The following is a 17,466-nucleotide window of genomic DNA, read 5'->3' as shown; positions in this document are numbered from 1 at the left end:
GATTTAGATATTGGAGCGGCGGAATTTTCACCAAACTCAAAATATTATGACAAAGGTTGGGAGGACATGAAAATTGAATAAACACCAGGCTATAATGTACATATTGCAGGGCGGGGTTCGGTTGTACGCCAACTGCGGATTCTCGCATCACAGTTCCGTGTCCTTCGGACAGGAACGTTCTCCGAAATCCGCCCCGACAACATGTACCAACCGTTACCAGCGCATTTGAAAAAGAAACCGATTAGCAAATAAAAAACTATTGTAAAAAGACAAAGACAAGAAAGGAAAAGAGAAAAGACAAACACAGGATTTCTGGACAGTCAGCCAGATTTTGGAAAGAAAAGAAGAAAACAAAGAAAAGAGCAAGGCAGAAAAGCTTATTCCTCAATGACAAATGAAATGTAACTGAGGAAGCGGAGCTTTGAAAAAAGTGAAAGAATATCGAATTTTGGTTGACCAGGTTGGCTGGAAAATGAATACATTTAACTCAAAAATCGACTGACAATTAATGAGCGAAATCGACCAGACATCGACTTTTTTTGCAAAACAAGACGGACAAGGAAAAGGAAATAGGAAAAAGTAAATGACGGAGTAGGAGTGAAGCAACCCAAAAACGACATTTTACAACTTGACAAAATTGACAAGAAATAAAGACAAAAACGCGCTGTAACAATGTGCATATTGCATAGCGGGTTTTGGCGGTTTGCCAGCCGCGGATTCTCGTTTCGATTTTCTTCGTCCTGCCGGACGGAAAATCTCTTCGGAATCCGCTTCGCAAACATGCACCCGGCCGTTGGCGGTAATTTTAAAAAATGAAAAATGATACCGAAATAAATAAAGAATGGGATGTGTTCATCTCACATGCTTTCGAAGACAAAGATTCCATTGTCAGGCAACTTGTTGACATCTTAGAAAAATTGCGAGTCAAAATCTGGTATGACGATTTTTCACTAAAAGTTGGAGATAGTTTATCAAAATCAATTGATGACGGATTATTAAAATCAAGATTTGGAATTATAATTATTACAAAAAATTTCTTATCAAAAAAATGGACTGATTATGAATATCGTTCTCTACTTTCAAAGGAAGAGAACGGAACAAAAGTAATATTACCTATTTGGCATAATATAACTAAAAATGAAGTAAAGAATTTCTCCCTTTACCTTGCAGATAAAATAGCATTAGATACTTCAAAAATGTCTATTAACAAATTAGCATTGACATTGACTGAAACAATTCGTCCAGACATTTATAGGAGTATTAAAGGATATTTCTTGTTTAAAAAACTTTTTGAAAATGCAAAAGAGGGAAAAGTTGATTTCGGAGAATTAAAACCACAAAAAGAACCACAAAGTAAACTTTCAAAGCACTTAGAAGTTCGAGCACGAAATATTTATTTTGGAATTGGACAAGTATTGGATTCTACAATTGATGAAACAATTTTTAATTACGAACTTGACTTAAAACCTGACAGGGAAATCCAGACGTGGGAAATTATGAATTTATGTTATTTAGAGCTTATCGACAAACATCAAATAAATGATTTTCATGAGAAAAAAGCAATTGCAACCCTTTTAATAGGATTTTCTTTAGGACAACTATTTGAGACAGATAAATTATCTGATGACAAACAACTTGAACTTTATAAATTATGGGAAAAATATTATTATGACTATTAAAAAAACTACCGCCAACAAATTGTATATGGCAGGCGGGGGTTTTAGCGGTCTGACAAGTCAGACCTCGTGCCCACTTTTCTGCGGGTCTGACACGATTTCTTCCAGAAATCCCGCCCGACCACATACAAGTGACCGTTAGGCATTATTGTACAACCTTTACGTAAATTCACAAACTTATTAAACATGAAACAAAAAATAAGCACACTGATTTTGATTAATCTGTTTGCATTGATGGCATTTGGAGAAGATTTAAACAAATCCAATTTAACTGACAAATTTAGACTTGATAGTATAATTACTGTAGAGTGGAACTTTTACAACAACCAATGGCAACAAAATGAAAGGTCTATTTATAGTTATGATAGTGAGAATAATATGACAAAATATAGAGATTGTTATTATGAATATTTAATTAGCAAATGGATTGATTCTGATAAGGATGAATTTTTGTATGATTCGAAAAAAAAGACAACTGAGCATATCTCTTATAGGAAGTATAGTTCTCAAGTTGGCGCTGAATTAATACCTGGTTTAAAATTACAATACACATACAATAGTAATGAACTAATTGACAGTTCCCTTCTTTTCGGATGGAACAATGAACAACAACAATGGAACAATTCAGCATCTTCAAAAGAAACATATACATATAATAAAAACTTTGAGTTGATTACCAAAATCATATTTTCCCGAGATGAGAATACTAATGAATGGAAGAATTCGAATAAAACTGAATATTATTATAATTCCGAGAAGAATAAAAGTGAAGAAGTTTCATACTATGTAAAGAGAAATACCGACGAATGGTACAATCTTGAGAGAACAGAATACACATACGATGTTGAAGAAAACTGGACAAAGTATTTACGTTTATTTTATGACGAAGAAACAAATCAATGGACTAATAAAAGTAAAATCGAGTTTGTTTTTTTAACAGATACACTGCAGCCAATCTATTATAGCTGGGATAAAACCACCGAAGAGTGGATATACACATCATCGTCAAATTTTGTCTTTGACTCTAATTCTAACCTTATAGAGGTCGTTAATTACAATGGTAAAGATGATAAAGGTAACTGGATCCCATTTACAAAAAATACGTATAGTTACGATTTGTCAGTTAAATACGCAGAATTAATCTTGCCCCCATCAGAGTATATCCTTAATGGTATTTTCAACTCATTCAAAAGACAAAACATTAGGAATAAGCCACTTGATTATACTCTATCATATTGGGATGCAGAAAATAAAGATTGGAAATTATATAAAAAAGGAACTTTTTACTATTCTCAATTTGAAGCAACCTCTGTTAATGTTCAAAACACGTCCGGTATTTATTTATATCCTAATCCTGTTAACGATATCTTGTTTTTTAAAACTTCAATCACATCATGTCCCATTTACTTTAAATTATATGACGTATTGGGAAATGAAATATTAAAAAAGGAATTAGACGGCAATAATAGCATCAGTACCGCAAATCTAAAAGAGGGATGTTATTTTTATATAATTGAGACGAATGGAATTCTACAAAAAGGAAAACTTATTAAAAAATAAACAACAATGCCTAACACTTTGTAAATTGCATTGCGGGGGTTGGTGGTGCGCCATCCGCGGATTCTCGCATCATCGGTCAGTCCTGTCGGACATGAACGCTCTCCGAAATCCGCAACGACAACTTACAAGTGACCGTTACCAGCGCATTTGAAAAAGGAACGGATTAACAACTAAAAATCTATTGCAAAAAGACAAAGACAAGAAAGGAAAAGAAAAACGACAAGCACAGGATTTCTGGACAGTCAGCCAGATTTTGGAAAGAAAAGAAGAAAACAAAGAAAAGAGCAAGGCAGAAAAGCTTATTCCTCAAAGACAAATGAAATGTAACTGAGGAAGCGGAGCTTTGAAAAAAGAGAAAGAATATCGAATTTTGGTTGCCCAGATTGGCAGGAAAATGGATACATTTAGCTCAGAAATTGACTGATAATTAATGAGCGAAATCGACCAGACACCGACTTTTTTTGCAAAACAAGACGGACAAGGAAAAGGAAATAGGAAAGAGTAAATGACGGAGTAGGAGTGGAGCAACCCAAAAACGACATTTTACAACTTGACAAAATTGACAAGAAATAAAGAGAAAAACGCGCTGTAACAATGTGCATATTGCATAGCGGGTTTTGGCGGTTTGCCAGCCACGGATTCTCGTTTCGATTTTCCTCGTCCTGCCGGACGGAAAATCTCTTCGGAATCCGCTTCGCAAACATGCACCCGGCCGTTATGCTTAAGTTTAAAAAAAGCGAGTTTGTAATCGATTTGACGGAAAAATAAATGACTCTGAAATAACTGTGACCGAAAATTAAACTAATAAACTTCAAAACCGAGACAAGATGTACTATTCATATAAAAGTGATTATCCAAATCAGGTTCATCAACTAAATTTCTCGATTTCTAAAAATTATTACCTACTAAAAAATGGAGAAATAAAATACCAACAGAAAAAATTTGACATTAACTGGAAAAATTTCGAGCAGACAGGAAAAAGACATTTGGTTAATTTTCTAATTAGAGACCATTATAGTAATTGTTTCTACGCCGAAATTCATCCAATTGACAACCTACCAAACATCAAAGATTTTCTATTTAATGCTTGGAGAAGGAAAACAAATTATGAATTCTGTGGAATACCAAAAAATTTAATAGTTGGAAGACATGTAACAGAAAGATTCCCTGACATTCTAAATCTCACAAAAAATATAGGACTAAATATTGAGTTAGCAAAAAATGGATTTGCAACTGGTATTCGTTCAATGAGAGACTGGGAAAGTAACATCAAATTTATTTCCTACTTTGAGCAATACCGTAAAATCACAGACTTTCAATTAAATATCGAAAAAATTTGTAGAAAACTAAACATCGCGGACAGCGGAAAAACAGAGCCGAATTTACAAAAATGGGCAAATAATAAACCACAAGGGAAATTAATAAATGACAAAACTGAGTTTGAAAAAATATTTGAATAAAAACCTAAGCATAACAAATTGCAAATTGCATTGCGGGTGCAGTGGTGTGCGTTGTCTCTGCTCCTTTCTTGACCGTCATGTCCTATCGGACACTGACGCTCTTCGAAATCCGCAACGACAACTTGCAAGTGGCCGTTAGCAACAAGCTTAAAATGAACACAGAAGCACTAAATGAAATATTATACAGTAATCCCTTGCAATTTTACGAGATGTTGCTTTTAGGACCTTTAGGCGATATTTATACAGCAAGGAAAGAAACTCAATTAAATGAATGGCAATCCTATTCTAATCTTCTTATTGACAAATTTGCCATTCATTCATCGACATTTTTTCATATATCAAGTGGAATAATTGAACATAAAAAATCTGGAGAAACACGTAAACTAAATGGCTATGATTTATTCACTGTAAATACAACAATTCGAGTAATGATTGAAACATATATAGCATTCAATCATTTATTTGTTGAACCTAACAGTGAAGAAGAAAAATATTTTCGCTTTTTGCTTTGGGAATTGGACGGACTTTTTCAGGAAAAAAAGTATGACGTTGAATTAAGTGACTTTGATGGAGTGGAAACAGTGTTAGCTTCCAGAGACGCAAAAATAGATTCTAAAACTGAAGAAATTAAAAACTCTGACTTTATTAAAGAAATTCCAGAAAACGAATTAAAAAAAATCTTTGATTCTGCAAAAAGGAAATCGGATTGGAAGTTTTTATTTGAGAATGGAAGAATAAGACCACTTAAAATCATAGAGTTAGTGAAACATTGCTGTAAGATGAGAGCCTTTGTAAATACTTATAAACACTCATCAATTCACACACATTCTAATTTCCCGGCTATCGAAGAGTTTAAAAGGTTGAGAGGAAAACTTATATCCAAAGAATATACAGACCCAATAACAAGACTCGCAATTTATTTGACTTGTTTATTCATTTATGACATTTGTGAGATAGACAAAAATGCGAAGAAAAGATTAGGTGAAATGCCACCAGAGATAAACGACTTTATAATAGGAATGAGTATAAGTATCAAGAAAAATGACTAAAAGCCAGTTGCTAACACGTGGTATAAGGCATGGCTGGGGTTGTGCGGATTCGACAAGTCGAATCTCGTCCCAACCTCAGTTTCGGTCGGACTGTTCAGACTCTCGTCTGACCGCCACGACCTCATACCACCACCGTTAGGTTTAATTTTGAAAAAAGAATTGCAGCATAAACAATTATAACTATTTTTGATAGTATCATATGATAGTATCAATATTTTAAACTATGAAACCACCATACGAAATAACGAGTAAAATTTTAAATTTAATTGCTTCTATTTCAGAAAAAATCGGAGAAGTAAATGCTGCTCATTTAAATAAACCTCCGACTGAATTAAGAAAAAGAAATCGAATTAAAACAATTCAGTCTTCACTTGAAATTGAAGGAAATACTTTGACTGTTGAGCAAATTACAGACTTGCTTGACAACAAAAGAATTCTTGCTCCCAAAAAAGACATTCTGGAAGTCAAAAATGCAATCAAGGTTTATAATCAACTCAATAAATTTAAAGTCTACGAATTAAAATCGTTGTGCAAAGCACATGAGATTTTAATGAAGGAATTGATTGAAAATCCAGGAAAACTTCGAACCGGTTCGGTTGGAATTGTTAAAGGTAGCGACATCGCCCACATTGCACCTCCCGGAGAAATGGTTTATTCGTTAATGACTGATTTGTTTAATTATCTAAAAAACGACGACGATTTAATTCTAATAAAAAGTTGTGTTTTCCACTACGAATTTGAGTTTATTCACCCGTTCATCGACGGAAACGGCAGAATGGGGCGACTTTGGCAAACTATGATTTTAAAAGAACACTCTCCTGTTTTCGAATTTCTTCCAATTGAAAGTATGGTAAAATCGAGACAACAAGAATATTACAATGTTTTAGGAAAATCAGATAAACAAGGAACTTCAACTGCTTTTATAGAATTCATGCTCGAAATAATAAAAGATGCACTCGAAGAATTATTAAAAGTTCAAAATATTAGTCTAACCAATAATGACAGAATCTCAAATTTTAAAGAAATCATTGGGACAAAGGAATTTTCAAGACAAGATTATTTAAGAGCATTTAAAAATATATCTCAAGCAACTGCGAGTAGAGACTTAAAAGTTGCTGTTGACGATGGGATTATCGAGAAATATGGAGATAAAAGAACAACAAAATATAAATACAAATAAAAAACTAAACCTAACACGGTACATATTGCAGGGCGGGGTTTGGAGGTACGCCAACTGCGGATTCTCGCATCGCAGTTCCGTGTCCTTCGGACAGGAACGCTCTCCGAAATCCGCCCCGACAACATGTACCAACCGTTACCGTGCATTAGGTACGATAAAGGGACATCCGTTACAAAGTTAAAGGCACATAGTTTACACTTTTCAAAGTTTGTAATTTGACATAAAAATCAAATTGCCATGCCTTGGAAAGAAAAAACTATTATGGAAGAAAAAATTGAATTTATTTGTGAATGGAACTCCGGGAAATATACCATCACGGAGTTATGTAAAGGATTCGGAATATCCCGGACAACGGCGTACAGGATGATTCAGCGGTATGAAAAACTTGGGATTGAAGGCCTGCGGATCAAAGCTAAAGCACCAATCAACCACCCCAACCGGACAAAGGAAGGAATAGAAAAAAGAATTCTATGTTTAAAGGAAAAACATCAACGTTGGGGAGCAAAAAAATACGGGTATTGTTGTTTGACGAACTTCCTGAAAACGAAATCCCATCAGTGGTTACGGTTCATAATATTTTATCCCGCAACGGACTGGTATGTCCCCAAAAACGCTTGCGTAGGGTCAAACCGATCTATCCTATTTTCGACCCAAAAGAATGCAACGAAGTCTGGAGTGCCGACTACAAGGGTAAGTTTTTAATGGGCAACAAAAAATACTGCCACCCCCTGACCATTGCCGACTCTAAAAGCCGGTTCCTCTTTACTGCTAAAGCTCATTACAAAGAAAATTACAAATCCGTAAAAACCGAATTCACAAGGGTTTTCCGAAAGTTTGGATTGCCTAAACAGGTACATACCGACAATGGGATCCCCTTTGGTTCCGTATCAGCAATCCAGCGCTTTACCACATTGTCGTACTGGTTTATCGACCTGGGAATCCTGCCCGTGTTTTCAGACCCGGCTCACCCGGAACAAAACGGAAGGCACGAACGGATGCACCGCGATTTAAAAGCGGCCTGTGCTTCCCCTTCAGCATTCGATTTACGTTCTCAACAAAGGAAATTGAACTATTTTGTAAATGAATATAACTCTATAAGGCCACACGAAGCCCTGGATATGAAAACTCCTGCCAGTGCCCACCAATTCTCAAACAAGCCTTTCCCTGAGAAAATTAAACCTTATGTCTATCCTTCACATATGAAAACAATGAACGTTTCAAAAAGCGGGGCTATGCGATGGAAAGCATATTACTGGGTGTACATGTCAAGTGGATTGATAGGCAGACAAGTAGCTGCTGAAGAAATTGGAAATGGTGTTTGGAAAGTATTTTACCGTAATGTATTTTTAGGTTACTTTAATGAAAAAGATATTCGTGATAAACAAAATATTACAAGGCTGAGTACAAATTTAGTGTAACTCATGTGACTTTAACTTTGTTAACCATCTGCCTTAACGAACATTATAAAGAAAGACAAAAAAGTCACTTGAAGATTGGCTATATTTGAAAAAAAATCGAAAATGAATAATTCCGAAATTCATATATTTACAGCCAAAGACGGAAAGACTGAAATTGAAGTTCAGCTTGATAATGAAACAGTTTGGCTGAATCAATATCAACTTGAATCTTTGTTTGAAACCGACAGGACTTCTATTAACCGACATATTTCAAATATTTATAAAACAGAGGAACTTGAGGAAAAGTTAACTTGTGCAAAAATTGCACAAGTTCAAAAAGAAGGTGACCGGGAAATAAAAAGAAAAATAAAATATTACAATCTTGACGTAATTATTGCAGTCGGATATCGTGTTAATTCAAAAAGAGGAACCGAGTTCAGAATTTGGGCAAACAAAATTTTAAAAGACTTTTTAATAAAAGGATTCTCAATTAATGAAAAACGGTTATCCAAACAAAATGAACAATTGCGGGAATTAAAAGAATCAGTAAAAATTTTAGGAAACGTTATAAACCAAAAAGAATTATCAAGTGGCGAAAGTATAGGATTACTACAAATAATTTCAGATTATGCTTTTGCCCTTGACATTTTGGACCAATACGACTACCAGACACTAAAAATAGAGGAAACTTCAGGAAAGGAAAAATTTCAACTTACATACGACGAAGCGATTAAACAAATTCGACTGGTAAAGCAGAAATATGGGAACAGTGAATTATTCGGCCGAGAAAAAGACAATTCCTTTAAAAGTTCGGTTTCAACAATTTACCAAACATTTGACGGAATAGATTTATATCCGAGTATCGAAGAAAAAGCTGCAAATCTACTTTATTTGGTGACAAAAAACCATTCATTTTCAGATGGAAATAAAAGAATTGCCGCATTCCTGTTTCTTTACTTCTTGGAACGAAACGGAATCCTCTATGACGAAAATGGAGAAAAGAGAATTGCAGATAATGCTTTGGTTGCGTTGACTTTAATGATTGCAGTAAGCAAAACGGAAGACAAAGATACTATTACGAAAATTATTGTAAACCTGATAAATAAGAAAAATAACGCACGGTAACACAGTACATATTGCAGGGCGGTGTTCGATGGTACGCCAACTGCGGATTCTCGCATCGCAGTTCCGTGTCCTCGCGGACAGGAACGCTCTCCGAAATCCGCTCCGACAACATGTACCTGTCCGTTAGCAACAAGCTAAAGAAAACATACAACAAAATGAAGATGAATGAATTATTGAAATATATTAGTGACTTGTCAGTGTATTTTATTTTAATACTTTCTTTATTTAACATTGCATTCGTTTTACTAGACGACTTACACGATAACAAAAAAATAAAGATTTTAATTGCTTCCATATCTTGTATAATATTAATTGTTACAGTTCTTGCTTCAATCTATGAGAGTCGTAAAAATGAAGAACATTTAAAAGTTGCAAGTGATACGCTATTAAAAGCAGATAGCTTGATAGAAAATGCAAAAATTAATAATGTATTGGTAAATAAAAATCTGGAATTATCTAAAAATCTAGCGGATACAACCTCAAAAATTTCAGAAAAGACACTTAAGATTTTCGATAACTTAGTAGAGAAAAACAGTTATTGCTATATAGACGTAAACCCGTTTCTATATCCTGCTAAATATCAAAAGGAATTAGTATTTTGCATTAAACACGTTGGTGATGTTGCATTAAAGAATGTGGCGATTAACATCCAAAACACAACACAGTCTTTCTACAAAGGAGTAATACATAATACAATGAATGAATTTCGAGCTTTGAATAGTGCAACAACTAAAAGTTTTGTCTTTCCCGTAATATACCCGAAAACTGAAAGGAATATAAATTATAGGATAGAATCTAATTGGGAGAACGATGAGGCATCTAAATTATTAGAAGCATTTAAAAATATAAAAAGTGAGAACATAGATGTTGAGAACCGAATAAAAGAGATAGTCAAAGGGAATTTTATTACTCTTCAAATTGAAATTTACACTCAAAATAAAATAATTGGAGAAATTATTACAATCGAGAATTACTTAAACCTGGAAACTAGGAAAATACAAATTAATGTGAGTTCTCAAGGTGAAGAATTAAAGAAAATAGAATATTAAAAAAGCCAGTTGCTAACACGTGGTATAAGGCATGGCTGGGTTTGTGCGGATTCGACTAGTCGAATCTCGTCCCAACCTCAGTTTCGGTCGGACTGGCCAGACTCTCGTCTGACCGCCACGACCTCATACCACCACCGTTATAAGGCATTTTGAAATCGAAAAAATGAGAACAATCTCGTCCATAATAATAGGATTTTTTTTCACTCTTTCACCTTTCTTTTCAAAAGGGGAAGACAATCCAGTTTATTCAAAAGAGATAATTTATACTTACAACTATTCTATTGTTAAAAACGGGAAAAGTGAAACGGGAAAATTGTATTTAGGTTGTTTAGGTAAACTTTGGCCTATAAAAGAGCAAAAACAGTTTGCAATAATTTGGACAAAAGAAGTGAAAATACTTGAAGAAAAAACATGGCAGACTGGAGTAATTGAGGATTCATCAAGAATATTTATGCATCCTCCAAGAATTAATGAATTTAAAATTCTTGAATATTCACCATTTCCCTATGTGAAATTTCCTCTAAAGACAAAAAATAGTTGGGATTGGAAACTTGCATTAGGAAAATTCTGGGAGAATAAAGAATTGAATGTTCTTGCAGATGATACATTACATTATAACTACCAGATTGTAAACAAAAATCAAAAATATTTTTCTTTTGCAAAATCAAAGTTAACGTACTATGAGGTTAAATGTCATTCCATTAATCCTAAATTCAAGTCAGAGTTTGTAGGATACTTTAGTGAAAATTGTGGTTTTCTATATTGTCAATTTCAAAATATCGACAATTCAATAATAACACTTGAGCTTGTAAATATTAGTTCATTTGATGAAATTATAAATAACGTTATAAAAGGGAGTGACAATAAAATAATGTGGGAAAATAAATTATGGAAATAAAAAACGCCTTATAACAATGTGCATATTGCATAGCGGGTTTTGGCGGTTTGCCAGCCACGGATTCTCGTTTCGATTTTCCTCGTCCTGCCGGACGGAAAATCTCTTCGGAATCCGCTTCGCAAACATGCACCCGGCCGTTATAACCAATACTAAAAAAACAAGACAATGGAAAAATCAATTTTACTACTTTCAGTACTTCTTCTGACACTGACAATTGGTTTTTGTCAGGATGTAATAATAATGACTGAATATCCAAATTCAGAATCTGTAAAACAAGAAAACAAATCTGAAAAATTTAGAACTTATTATTTCCATGACACTTTAGTTGATTCTACAATATTTTCTTTGGACAGTATCCAATTATTTAAAAATAGGACAGATAGAGAAAATTCAAGACTAGAATTATTCAATGACTCAAGATTTTTGCTTGTTTACAATATCGAGTTAGAGACTGTCACTAAAACAAATGCTGAAACAGGAGAAGGGAAAAAACTCACAGTTCAGAGTTCAGATGAAATTGGAGGCAAGTATGGTTTATTGCATGTTGCAAAATCTGAGAATGAAATTAAAGATGAAAGTTTAAGATTTATTTTAAAAAATGATACTATTTACGATTTTGAAATTATTGACAAAGACAATCAAATATTACTAATAAAAAAGAAAAAGTACAGGTTATAACAATTTGCAAATTGCATTGCGGGGTCAGTGCTGTGCGTTGTCTCTGCTTCTTTCTTGACCGTCATGTCCTGTCGGACACTGACGCTCTTCGAAATCCGCAACGACAACTTGCAATTTACCGTTAACTGCAATGTTAAAATCGCACGAATCAACAACCAAATATGAGTGAAGAAAAAACCAAAAAGAATTCAGAAGAGGTAAAAATTATTGACAGTGAAAACAAAGAAATACAGCCTGTCGACAAAAAGAAGATACGAAAAAGAAAATTGAAGAATACTTTCTTTTTTGTAGTCTGGATATATATTCTTTCAAGCATTTTTATTACAAATATTGACACTATAATTATCTCTGAATTTAACATAGCAGGAACATTATGGTATATAATCTTAAAGACACTAATTTTATCAATAATATTTGTACTTGTTTGGTTGAAAATTGGAAATAAAAGATTTTGGAAAAATATCGGATTATTCTTCTTGTTTCCAATATACCCGGGATTCTGGATTTTTATAAAGAATTTCATCTGGGGTATACCAAAATATTTACTTGAAAAGAAATATCACATTTTACTTTATTACTACCTAGAGTTATTCATTTCGTTTTTCGTAAAAATAAAGACCAACATCTTTAAATTTTCACTTTTTGTTCTTTCGTTTATTTTAATGTTCGAGCTTAATTCTAAGTTGTTATATCTCCCAATTTCCTTTCTAGTAATTCTTCAAATAATTCACATTGTGGAGCGCACGAAAGAATCATTTTCTCCTATGAGAATTTTCAAAATGTCTGTCGGCGACTTGGATGATTTTGTTAAAACACCAAATGCGACAGAAAAACTTGACGAAATAATTACTGAATCAACTGATTCAGAAAAGTCAGAAGAAGAAAAGAAATACAAAGGAATGGAGCGATATTTAATCATAAATGAATTCGCAAATGCTTTCAATTTTAAATTGAAAGAAATTATTAATAGAAGAATATACATGTTCTCTTTTCTTGGAAAAGCATTGTTCAGTTTTTTTATAGCAATGGTCTACTTTGGTGCAATCAATTTTTGCTTATATAAAATTGACCCAAACTTTTATAATATTGACTTTTCTCCCAAATACTTTGACTTCTTTTATTACAGCTTTTTTACAATTTTCCCAGATGGAACAGATATTGAACCTGTAAGCACAATTGCTAAAGTAACTCGGATGGCTGGCGTTTCTGTGGGTGTTTTGATTAATCTACTTTTACTAACTGTTTATTTAACTATTAGCAATGAGAGATTTAAAGAAAACCTCTCTAAATTATCCTTAATAACTGACAATTATACCAAAGGAATTCAAAATCATTTCGAGAAAAAGTATGGGTGTAATCCCACGGATGGTTTGAAACAACTTAATAAGTTTGGAAGTAAAATTGATGATATATTGAAACAAGTTAGAAAACATATAAAAACATAAAACACAGCAGTTAACAAGTTGTAAATTGCATTGCGGGGTTCGTGCGGTGTCGTTCGCTGGATTCTCGCAACATCGTTCCGTCCTGCCGGACAGGAACGAGCTCCGAAATCCGCAACGACAACTTACAAGTGACCGTTACCAAACATTTTGAAAGAAGAATGAAACCAAAGATTTTAATAATACTTGCCACTATTTTGACAATTGGCGCTCAATGTGCTAATGGACAGGAAATCTTTGACACTCTTCGAAAATATCGGGTAGAAAGAATAAAAAAAGAAAATCCAAAATCGTTTGACTCCGAGGCAAAAGAGACAATTAATTTGGGAATCTCGGAGTTGGAGAAAGTCTTTTCAATAATAAAAAAGAAATATAAAACGGACTTTACGGCAACCGACAGTTTATTTATAATAAGTGGATATGACATGGAAACAGGATTCTCAAACGGTCGGATTTGGGATAAAAAGGGAAACGAGTTCAGATTTGAAAGAAAATTCGAATTGAAAAACTTCAAGATTGAAAACGAAACACTTTCTGTATTGAAAGTCACTCCAAAATATCTTGCTACGACTGAATTTCCTATTCTCACAGACTTTGACCCATTAATTGAATTAATTGAGAAAAAGGATACATCTGAGATTTTTAGTTTACAATCGGAGAATGCTGTTGATAGTGCTTGGAGTTATAATATCTCAATAATTGAGAGAAATGATGGTAAGTACAAAATATTTGAGTTTCCATTGGATGACTTTTGGATAAAATGAAAAAACGTTTGGTAACAAATTGTAAATTGCATTGCGGGGTTCGTGGTGTGTCGTACGCTGGATTCTCGCAACATCGTTCCGTCCTTCCGGACAGGAACGAGCTCCGCAATCCGCAACGACAACTTGCAAGTGACCGTTACCAGCGCATTTGAAAAAGGAACTGATTAACAAATAAAAACTTATTGCAAAAAGACAAAGACAAAGACAAGAAAGGAAAAGAGAAAAGACAAACTCAGGATTTTTGGAAAGTCAGCCAGATTTTGGAAAGAAAAGAAGAAAACAAAGAAAAGAGCAAGGCAGAAAAGATTATTCCTCAAAGACAAATGAAATGTAATTGAGGAAGCGGAGCTTTGAAAAAAGCGAAAGAATATCGAATTTTGGTTGCTCAGCTTGGCTGGAAAATGAATAAATTTAGCTCAAAAATCGACAGACAATTAATGAGCGAAATCGACCAGACACCGACTTTTTTGCAAAACAGAAAGACAAAGAAAAGAAAATAGAAAAAAGTAAATGACGGAGTAGGAGTGGAGCAACCCAAAAACGACATTTTACAACTTGACAAAATTAACAAGAAATAAAGACAAAAACGCGCTGTAGCAATGTGCATATTGCATAGCGGTTTTGGCGGTTTGCCATCCGCGGATTCTCGTTTCGATTTTCTTCGTCCTGCCGGACGGAAAATCTCTTCGGAATCCACTTCGCAACATGCACTTGACCGTTGTGCTTCATGCTGAAAAACCAACAGAAAAAAATTGGACTGACATGAATAAAACTATATTGATTACAATATTTTTAATGGTTCTGGTTCCATTAGTTTGGGCAGACAAAAATGATAAAGATTGCTGTTCTGCTTCATTTGCTACAATCTTTTGGAAAACAAAATCTGTCAATCCTGAGATTGAAATAAAAACGGTTTTGACAGATATGTCTGTCGAGTATAAAGATTTAGATTCGCAAACCTGGGATTGGGAGAATATTACGATAGGAGGAATAAGTGAATCTAAGCTATCACAAATTTCAGTTGACAGCAATTCTTGGGCATCATTGAATTTACATTTAAACTCATCATTATTTGATAAATTGTCAAAAAAATATATCAAAATTGACTGATTCACCAGTGATTACAGTTCTGGAATACGAAAATGTTGCCTGGGGTTATTGTCTTTATCAAAATGGGCAACTAATTGATAATTTTTGGAATAATTATATAGCTGTTGATTTGGATAAAAATGAATGTATTGCAAACATTGACTTAATCTCCAATAAATTTCATGTAGACAAAAAATTTATAAAACCATATCTAATTGATATTGCAAATAAAGAGAATTCAGGGAAAGCTTTTGACAATGATGAGTATGATTTAGGTGAACCTTGGGTTAGGGCTGATTTTGTGAAAAAGTTGGGACTTCACTATCCTGAAACAGGAAAATGGTTTTACATAATTGAAAAAGGAATTAATGACAAATAGAAAAAAGCACGAAAGCACAACAAATTGTAAATTGCATTGCGGGGTTCGTGGTGTGTCGTTCGCTGGATTCTCGCAACATCGTACCGTCCTCGCGGACAGGAACGAGCTCCGAAATCCGCAACGACAACTTACAAGTGACCGTTAGCTGCAAGGTTAAAAGACGCAAAACACAACAATGGAATTACTGAAATTTGAAGAAAAAATAAAAGAGATACTTTTCTACTGTCGAACCTACGGAGCCTATACTCTTTTTGATGGAAAAGCTCCAACTACGGACTTTGATGGAGAAGAACTAAATAGATTATGCTATGATGGATTTAAAATTGCACAATCAAAAATATTATTTGAGCTAAGAGATTTACAAAAAGTAAGGCAAAGTACAGAACAAGAAATAAAACAAGCAAAAAGAGAAAGAAATCAAACGCTATTATCAGAATTGACAGAAAAAAGTAAAACGTTAGATTATCAATCTGATATATTTAGAAATCTTGCAGACTCAATTGCTTGGCAGATGATTAATGGGCAACATTATTTTTATAGGCGACTCTTTACTTACGAGTCTGGTGAGAAAAATTTGAATGACAAATCTTTTGAATACGTCATTGATTTTACTAACAAAATAAATGAGAATAGAGACAGTTTCTGCTTGATAACAGACATTACTCATAACATCCAACTTGGAGATTGTTTGATTGTTGATAAAGAAGGAATTAAAGTCTCTGAGATTAAATCTGGTAAGAAAAACTCCGAAGCATTAGAACTTATTGAGAAAGAACAACTAAATGAAAACAATGTAGATTCTATAATTGGAGAGTCTTATGACAAAGAGTTTAAGAAACAGATAAAAAGAATGCTGACTCAAAAGGGAAAAACAGAAAGAGCAGCAAAAATTATAAAAGAAAATGAGGGACCAGACTCAAAGCTCAAGGACTCCAAAGTAAAAATTATTGAAAATGATTTTGAAATCGAAACCTATCATTCGGCATTTAATAAGTTATTTAAGCAATTAGAAGAAAAAGATTGGGCATATGATTGCATAGAAGCAATTGTTCATGTTGGTGTTTACAAAAATGATTGGAGATTATATGGTCAACCGACGATGAAAGGATTGTGCAAGCCATATTCCTTCTATGACTTGATATCAAATTGCAGATTGATATCTGAGCCAATTTTCATGAAACCTTTTACTGATAAGCAGATATTAGATATTGTTTTAGGAAGAGTGAAAATATACATTGGAATTGATTATGAAAAATTTATTGAGTTCTCAAACTTCCTCGGAATAAAAGCATCTTGGTCAACCTCAAAAGAACTACATAAATACTTAGACAATAAATCTTATAGTCCTAAAGAAATATTTTCTTTTGAAAATAGAGGTATTAAGGTTGATATTCTTGGACAACAAATGTTCCTTGGACAAGGCTTTTTTATGAAAATTATATTTGACCAAATATTACCTTCAACAATGTTATTAAAATACCAATATCAGTTAACAAAAGGGATTGAAAATAAATAGAATGAATAAAACCCAGCAGCTAACACAGTACATATTGCAGGGCGGGTTCGGTGGTATGCCAACTGCGGATTCTCGCATCGCAGTTCCGTGTCCTTCGGACAGGAACGCTCTCCGAAATCCGCCCCGACAACATGTACCAACCGTCAGACTGTCTAAAAACCTAACCACAATTTGTTAAGAACTCGGTATGTTGTTAACACCTTC

Annotated in this window: 17 protein-coding genes and 1 pseudogene; all 18 read left to right on the top strand. The window is 33.8% G+C overall.

Translation table 11 applies throughout. From position 1 onward, the window contains the following. Window positions 1–812 precede the first annotated feature (812 nt). The 18 genes and pseudogenes from BUB08_RS19465 (at window position 813) to BUB08_RS19395 (ending at window position 17,262) form a co-directional block, all read left to right on the top strand. Window positions 813–1,679, top strand: a complete 867-nt coding sequence (locus tag BUB08_RS19465) for a toll/interleukin-1 receptor domain-containing protein (protein ID WP_073003600.1) — start codon at window positions 813–815, stop codon at window positions 1,677–1,679. A gap of 183 nt (window positions 1,680–1,862) precedes the next feature. Then, window positions 1,863–3,236 carry a T9SS type A sorting domain-containing protein gene (locus tag BUB08_RS19460; protein WP_073003599.1) on the top strand — a complete coding sequence of 458 codons (1,374 nt, stop codon included), beginning with the start codon at window positions 1,863–1,865 and terminating at the stop codon, window positions 3,234–3,236. Between the two features lie 181 nt (window positions 3,237–3,417). Further along, window positions 3,418–3,567, top strand: a complete 150-nt coding sequence (locus BUB08_RS20410; protein WP_175550054.1) for a hypothetical protein — start codon at window positions 3,418–3,420, stop codon at window positions 3,565–3,567. A gap of 496 nt (window positions 3,568–4,063) precedes the next feature. Continuing rightward, complete coding sequence (locus BUB08_RS20405; RefSeq protein ID WP_073003598.1) at window positions 4,064–4,696, top strand: hypothetical protein; 633 nt, start codon at window positions 4,064–4,066, stop codon at window positions 4,694–4,696. 152 nt (window positions 4,697–4,848) lie between these two features. Then, window positions 4,849–5,745, top strand: a complete 897-nt coding sequence (locus BUB08_RS19450; protein ID WP_073003601.1) for a DUF5677 domain-containing protein — start codon at window positions 4,849–4,851, stop codon at window positions 5,743–5,745. 223 nt (window positions 5,746–5,968) lie between these two features. Then, the gene (locus tag BUB08_RS19445) at window positions 5,969–6,925 is read left to right on the top strand and encodes a Fic family protein (protein WP_073003597.1); all 957 of its coding nucleotides are present in this window, start codon (window positions 5,969–5,971) and stop codon (window positions 6,923–6,925) included. A 237-nt stretch (window positions 6,926–7,162) separates the two neighbouring features. Continuing rightward, a pseudogene (locus tag BUB08_RS20790) lies at window positions 7,163–7,318 on the top strand (helix-turn-helix domain-containing protein); the annotation flags it as partial. Window positions 7,319–7,395: 77 nt separating this feature from the next. Further along, window positions 7,396–8,343: an integrase core domain-containing protein gene (locus BUB08_RS19440; RefSeq protein ID WP_083570889.1), complete on the top strand. Its 948-nt coding sequence runs from the start codon at window positions 7,396–7,398 to the stop codon at window positions 8,341–8,343. Between the two features lie 102 nt (window positions 8,344–8,445). Then, complete coding sequence (gene rhuM / locus BUB08_RS19435; RefSeq protein WP_073003596.1) at window positions 8,446–9,447, top strand: virulence RhuM family protein/type II toxin-antitoxin system death-on-curing family toxin; 1,002 nt, start codon at window positions 8,446–8,448, stop codon at window positions 9,445–9,447. Window positions 9,448–9,602: 155 nt separating this feature from the next. Continuing rightward, complete coding sequence (locus BUB08_RS19430; RefSeq protein WP_073003595.1) at window positions 9,603–10,496, top strand: hypothetical protein; 894 nt, start codon at window positions 9,603–9,605, stop codon at window positions 10,494–10,496. A gap of 163 nt (window positions 10,497–10,659) precedes the next feature. After that, window positions 10,660–11,394 (top strand): hypothetical protein, encoded by a 735-nt coding sequence (locus BUB08_RS19425; protein WP_073003594.1) that lies wholly within the window; start codon window positions 10,660–10,662, stop codon window positions 11,392–11,394. Between the two features lie 165 nt (window positions 11,395–11,559). Further along, the gene (locus BUB08_RS19420) at window positions 11,560–12,072 is read left to right on the top strand and encodes a hypothetical protein (protein WP_139249807.1); all 513 of its coding nucleotides are present in this window, start codon (window positions 11,560–11,562) and stop codon (window positions 12,070–12,072) included. 161 nt (window positions 12,073–12,233) lie between these two features. Beyond that, entirely contained in the window at window positions 12,234–13,517 is a 1,284-nt protein-coding gene (locus BUB08_RS19415; RefSeq protein ID WP_073003592.1) for a hypothetical protein, read from the top strand. A gap of 158 nt (window positions 13,518–13,675) precedes the next feature. Beyond that, on the top strand, window positions 13,676–14,278 hold the full coding sequence (locus BUB08_RS19410) for a hypothetical protein (protein WP_073003591.1): 603 nt from the start codon (window positions 13,676–13,678) through the stop codon (window positions 14,276–14,278). A 182-nt stretch (window positions 14,279–14,460) separates the two neighbouring features. Further along, a complete protein-coding gene (locus BUB08_RS20400; protein WP_175550052.1) occupies window positions 14,461–14,616 on the top strand; it encodes a hypothetical protein in 156 nt (51 codons plus the stop codon). Window positions 14,617–15,040: 424 nt separating this feature from the next. Beyond that, window positions 15,041–15,388, top strand: coding sequence for a hypothetical protein (locus BUB08_RS19405; RefSeq protein ID WP_139249806.1), 348 nt, complete (start codon window positions 15,041–15,043; stop codon window positions 15,386–15,388). After that, complete coding sequence (locus BUB08_RS19400; RefSeq protein WP_073003589.1) at window positions 15,381–15,746, top strand: hypothetical protein; 366 nt, start codon at window positions 15,381–15,383, stop codon at window positions 15,744–15,746. The genes BUB08_RS19405 and BUB08_RS19400 overlap by 8 nt, the downstream gene beginning before the upstream one ends. 175 nt (window positions 15,747–15,921) lie before the next feature. Further along, complete coding sequence (locus BUB08_RS19395) at window positions 15,922–17,262, top strand: hypothetical protein (protein ID WP_073003588.1); 1,341 nt, start codon at window positions 15,922–15,924, stop codon at window positions 17,260–17,262. Window positions 17,263–17,466 lie beyond the last annotated feature (204 nt).

This window comes from Mariniphaga anaerophila (assembly GCF_900129025.1).
GTDB classification, from domain to species: domain Bacteria; phylum Bacteroidota; class Bacteroidia; order Bacteroidales; family Prolixibacteraceae; genus Mariniphaga; species Mariniphaga anaerophila.
Note: the sequence above shows the minus strand (reverse complement) of the source record. Positions and strands in the feature narration are given on the sequence as shown.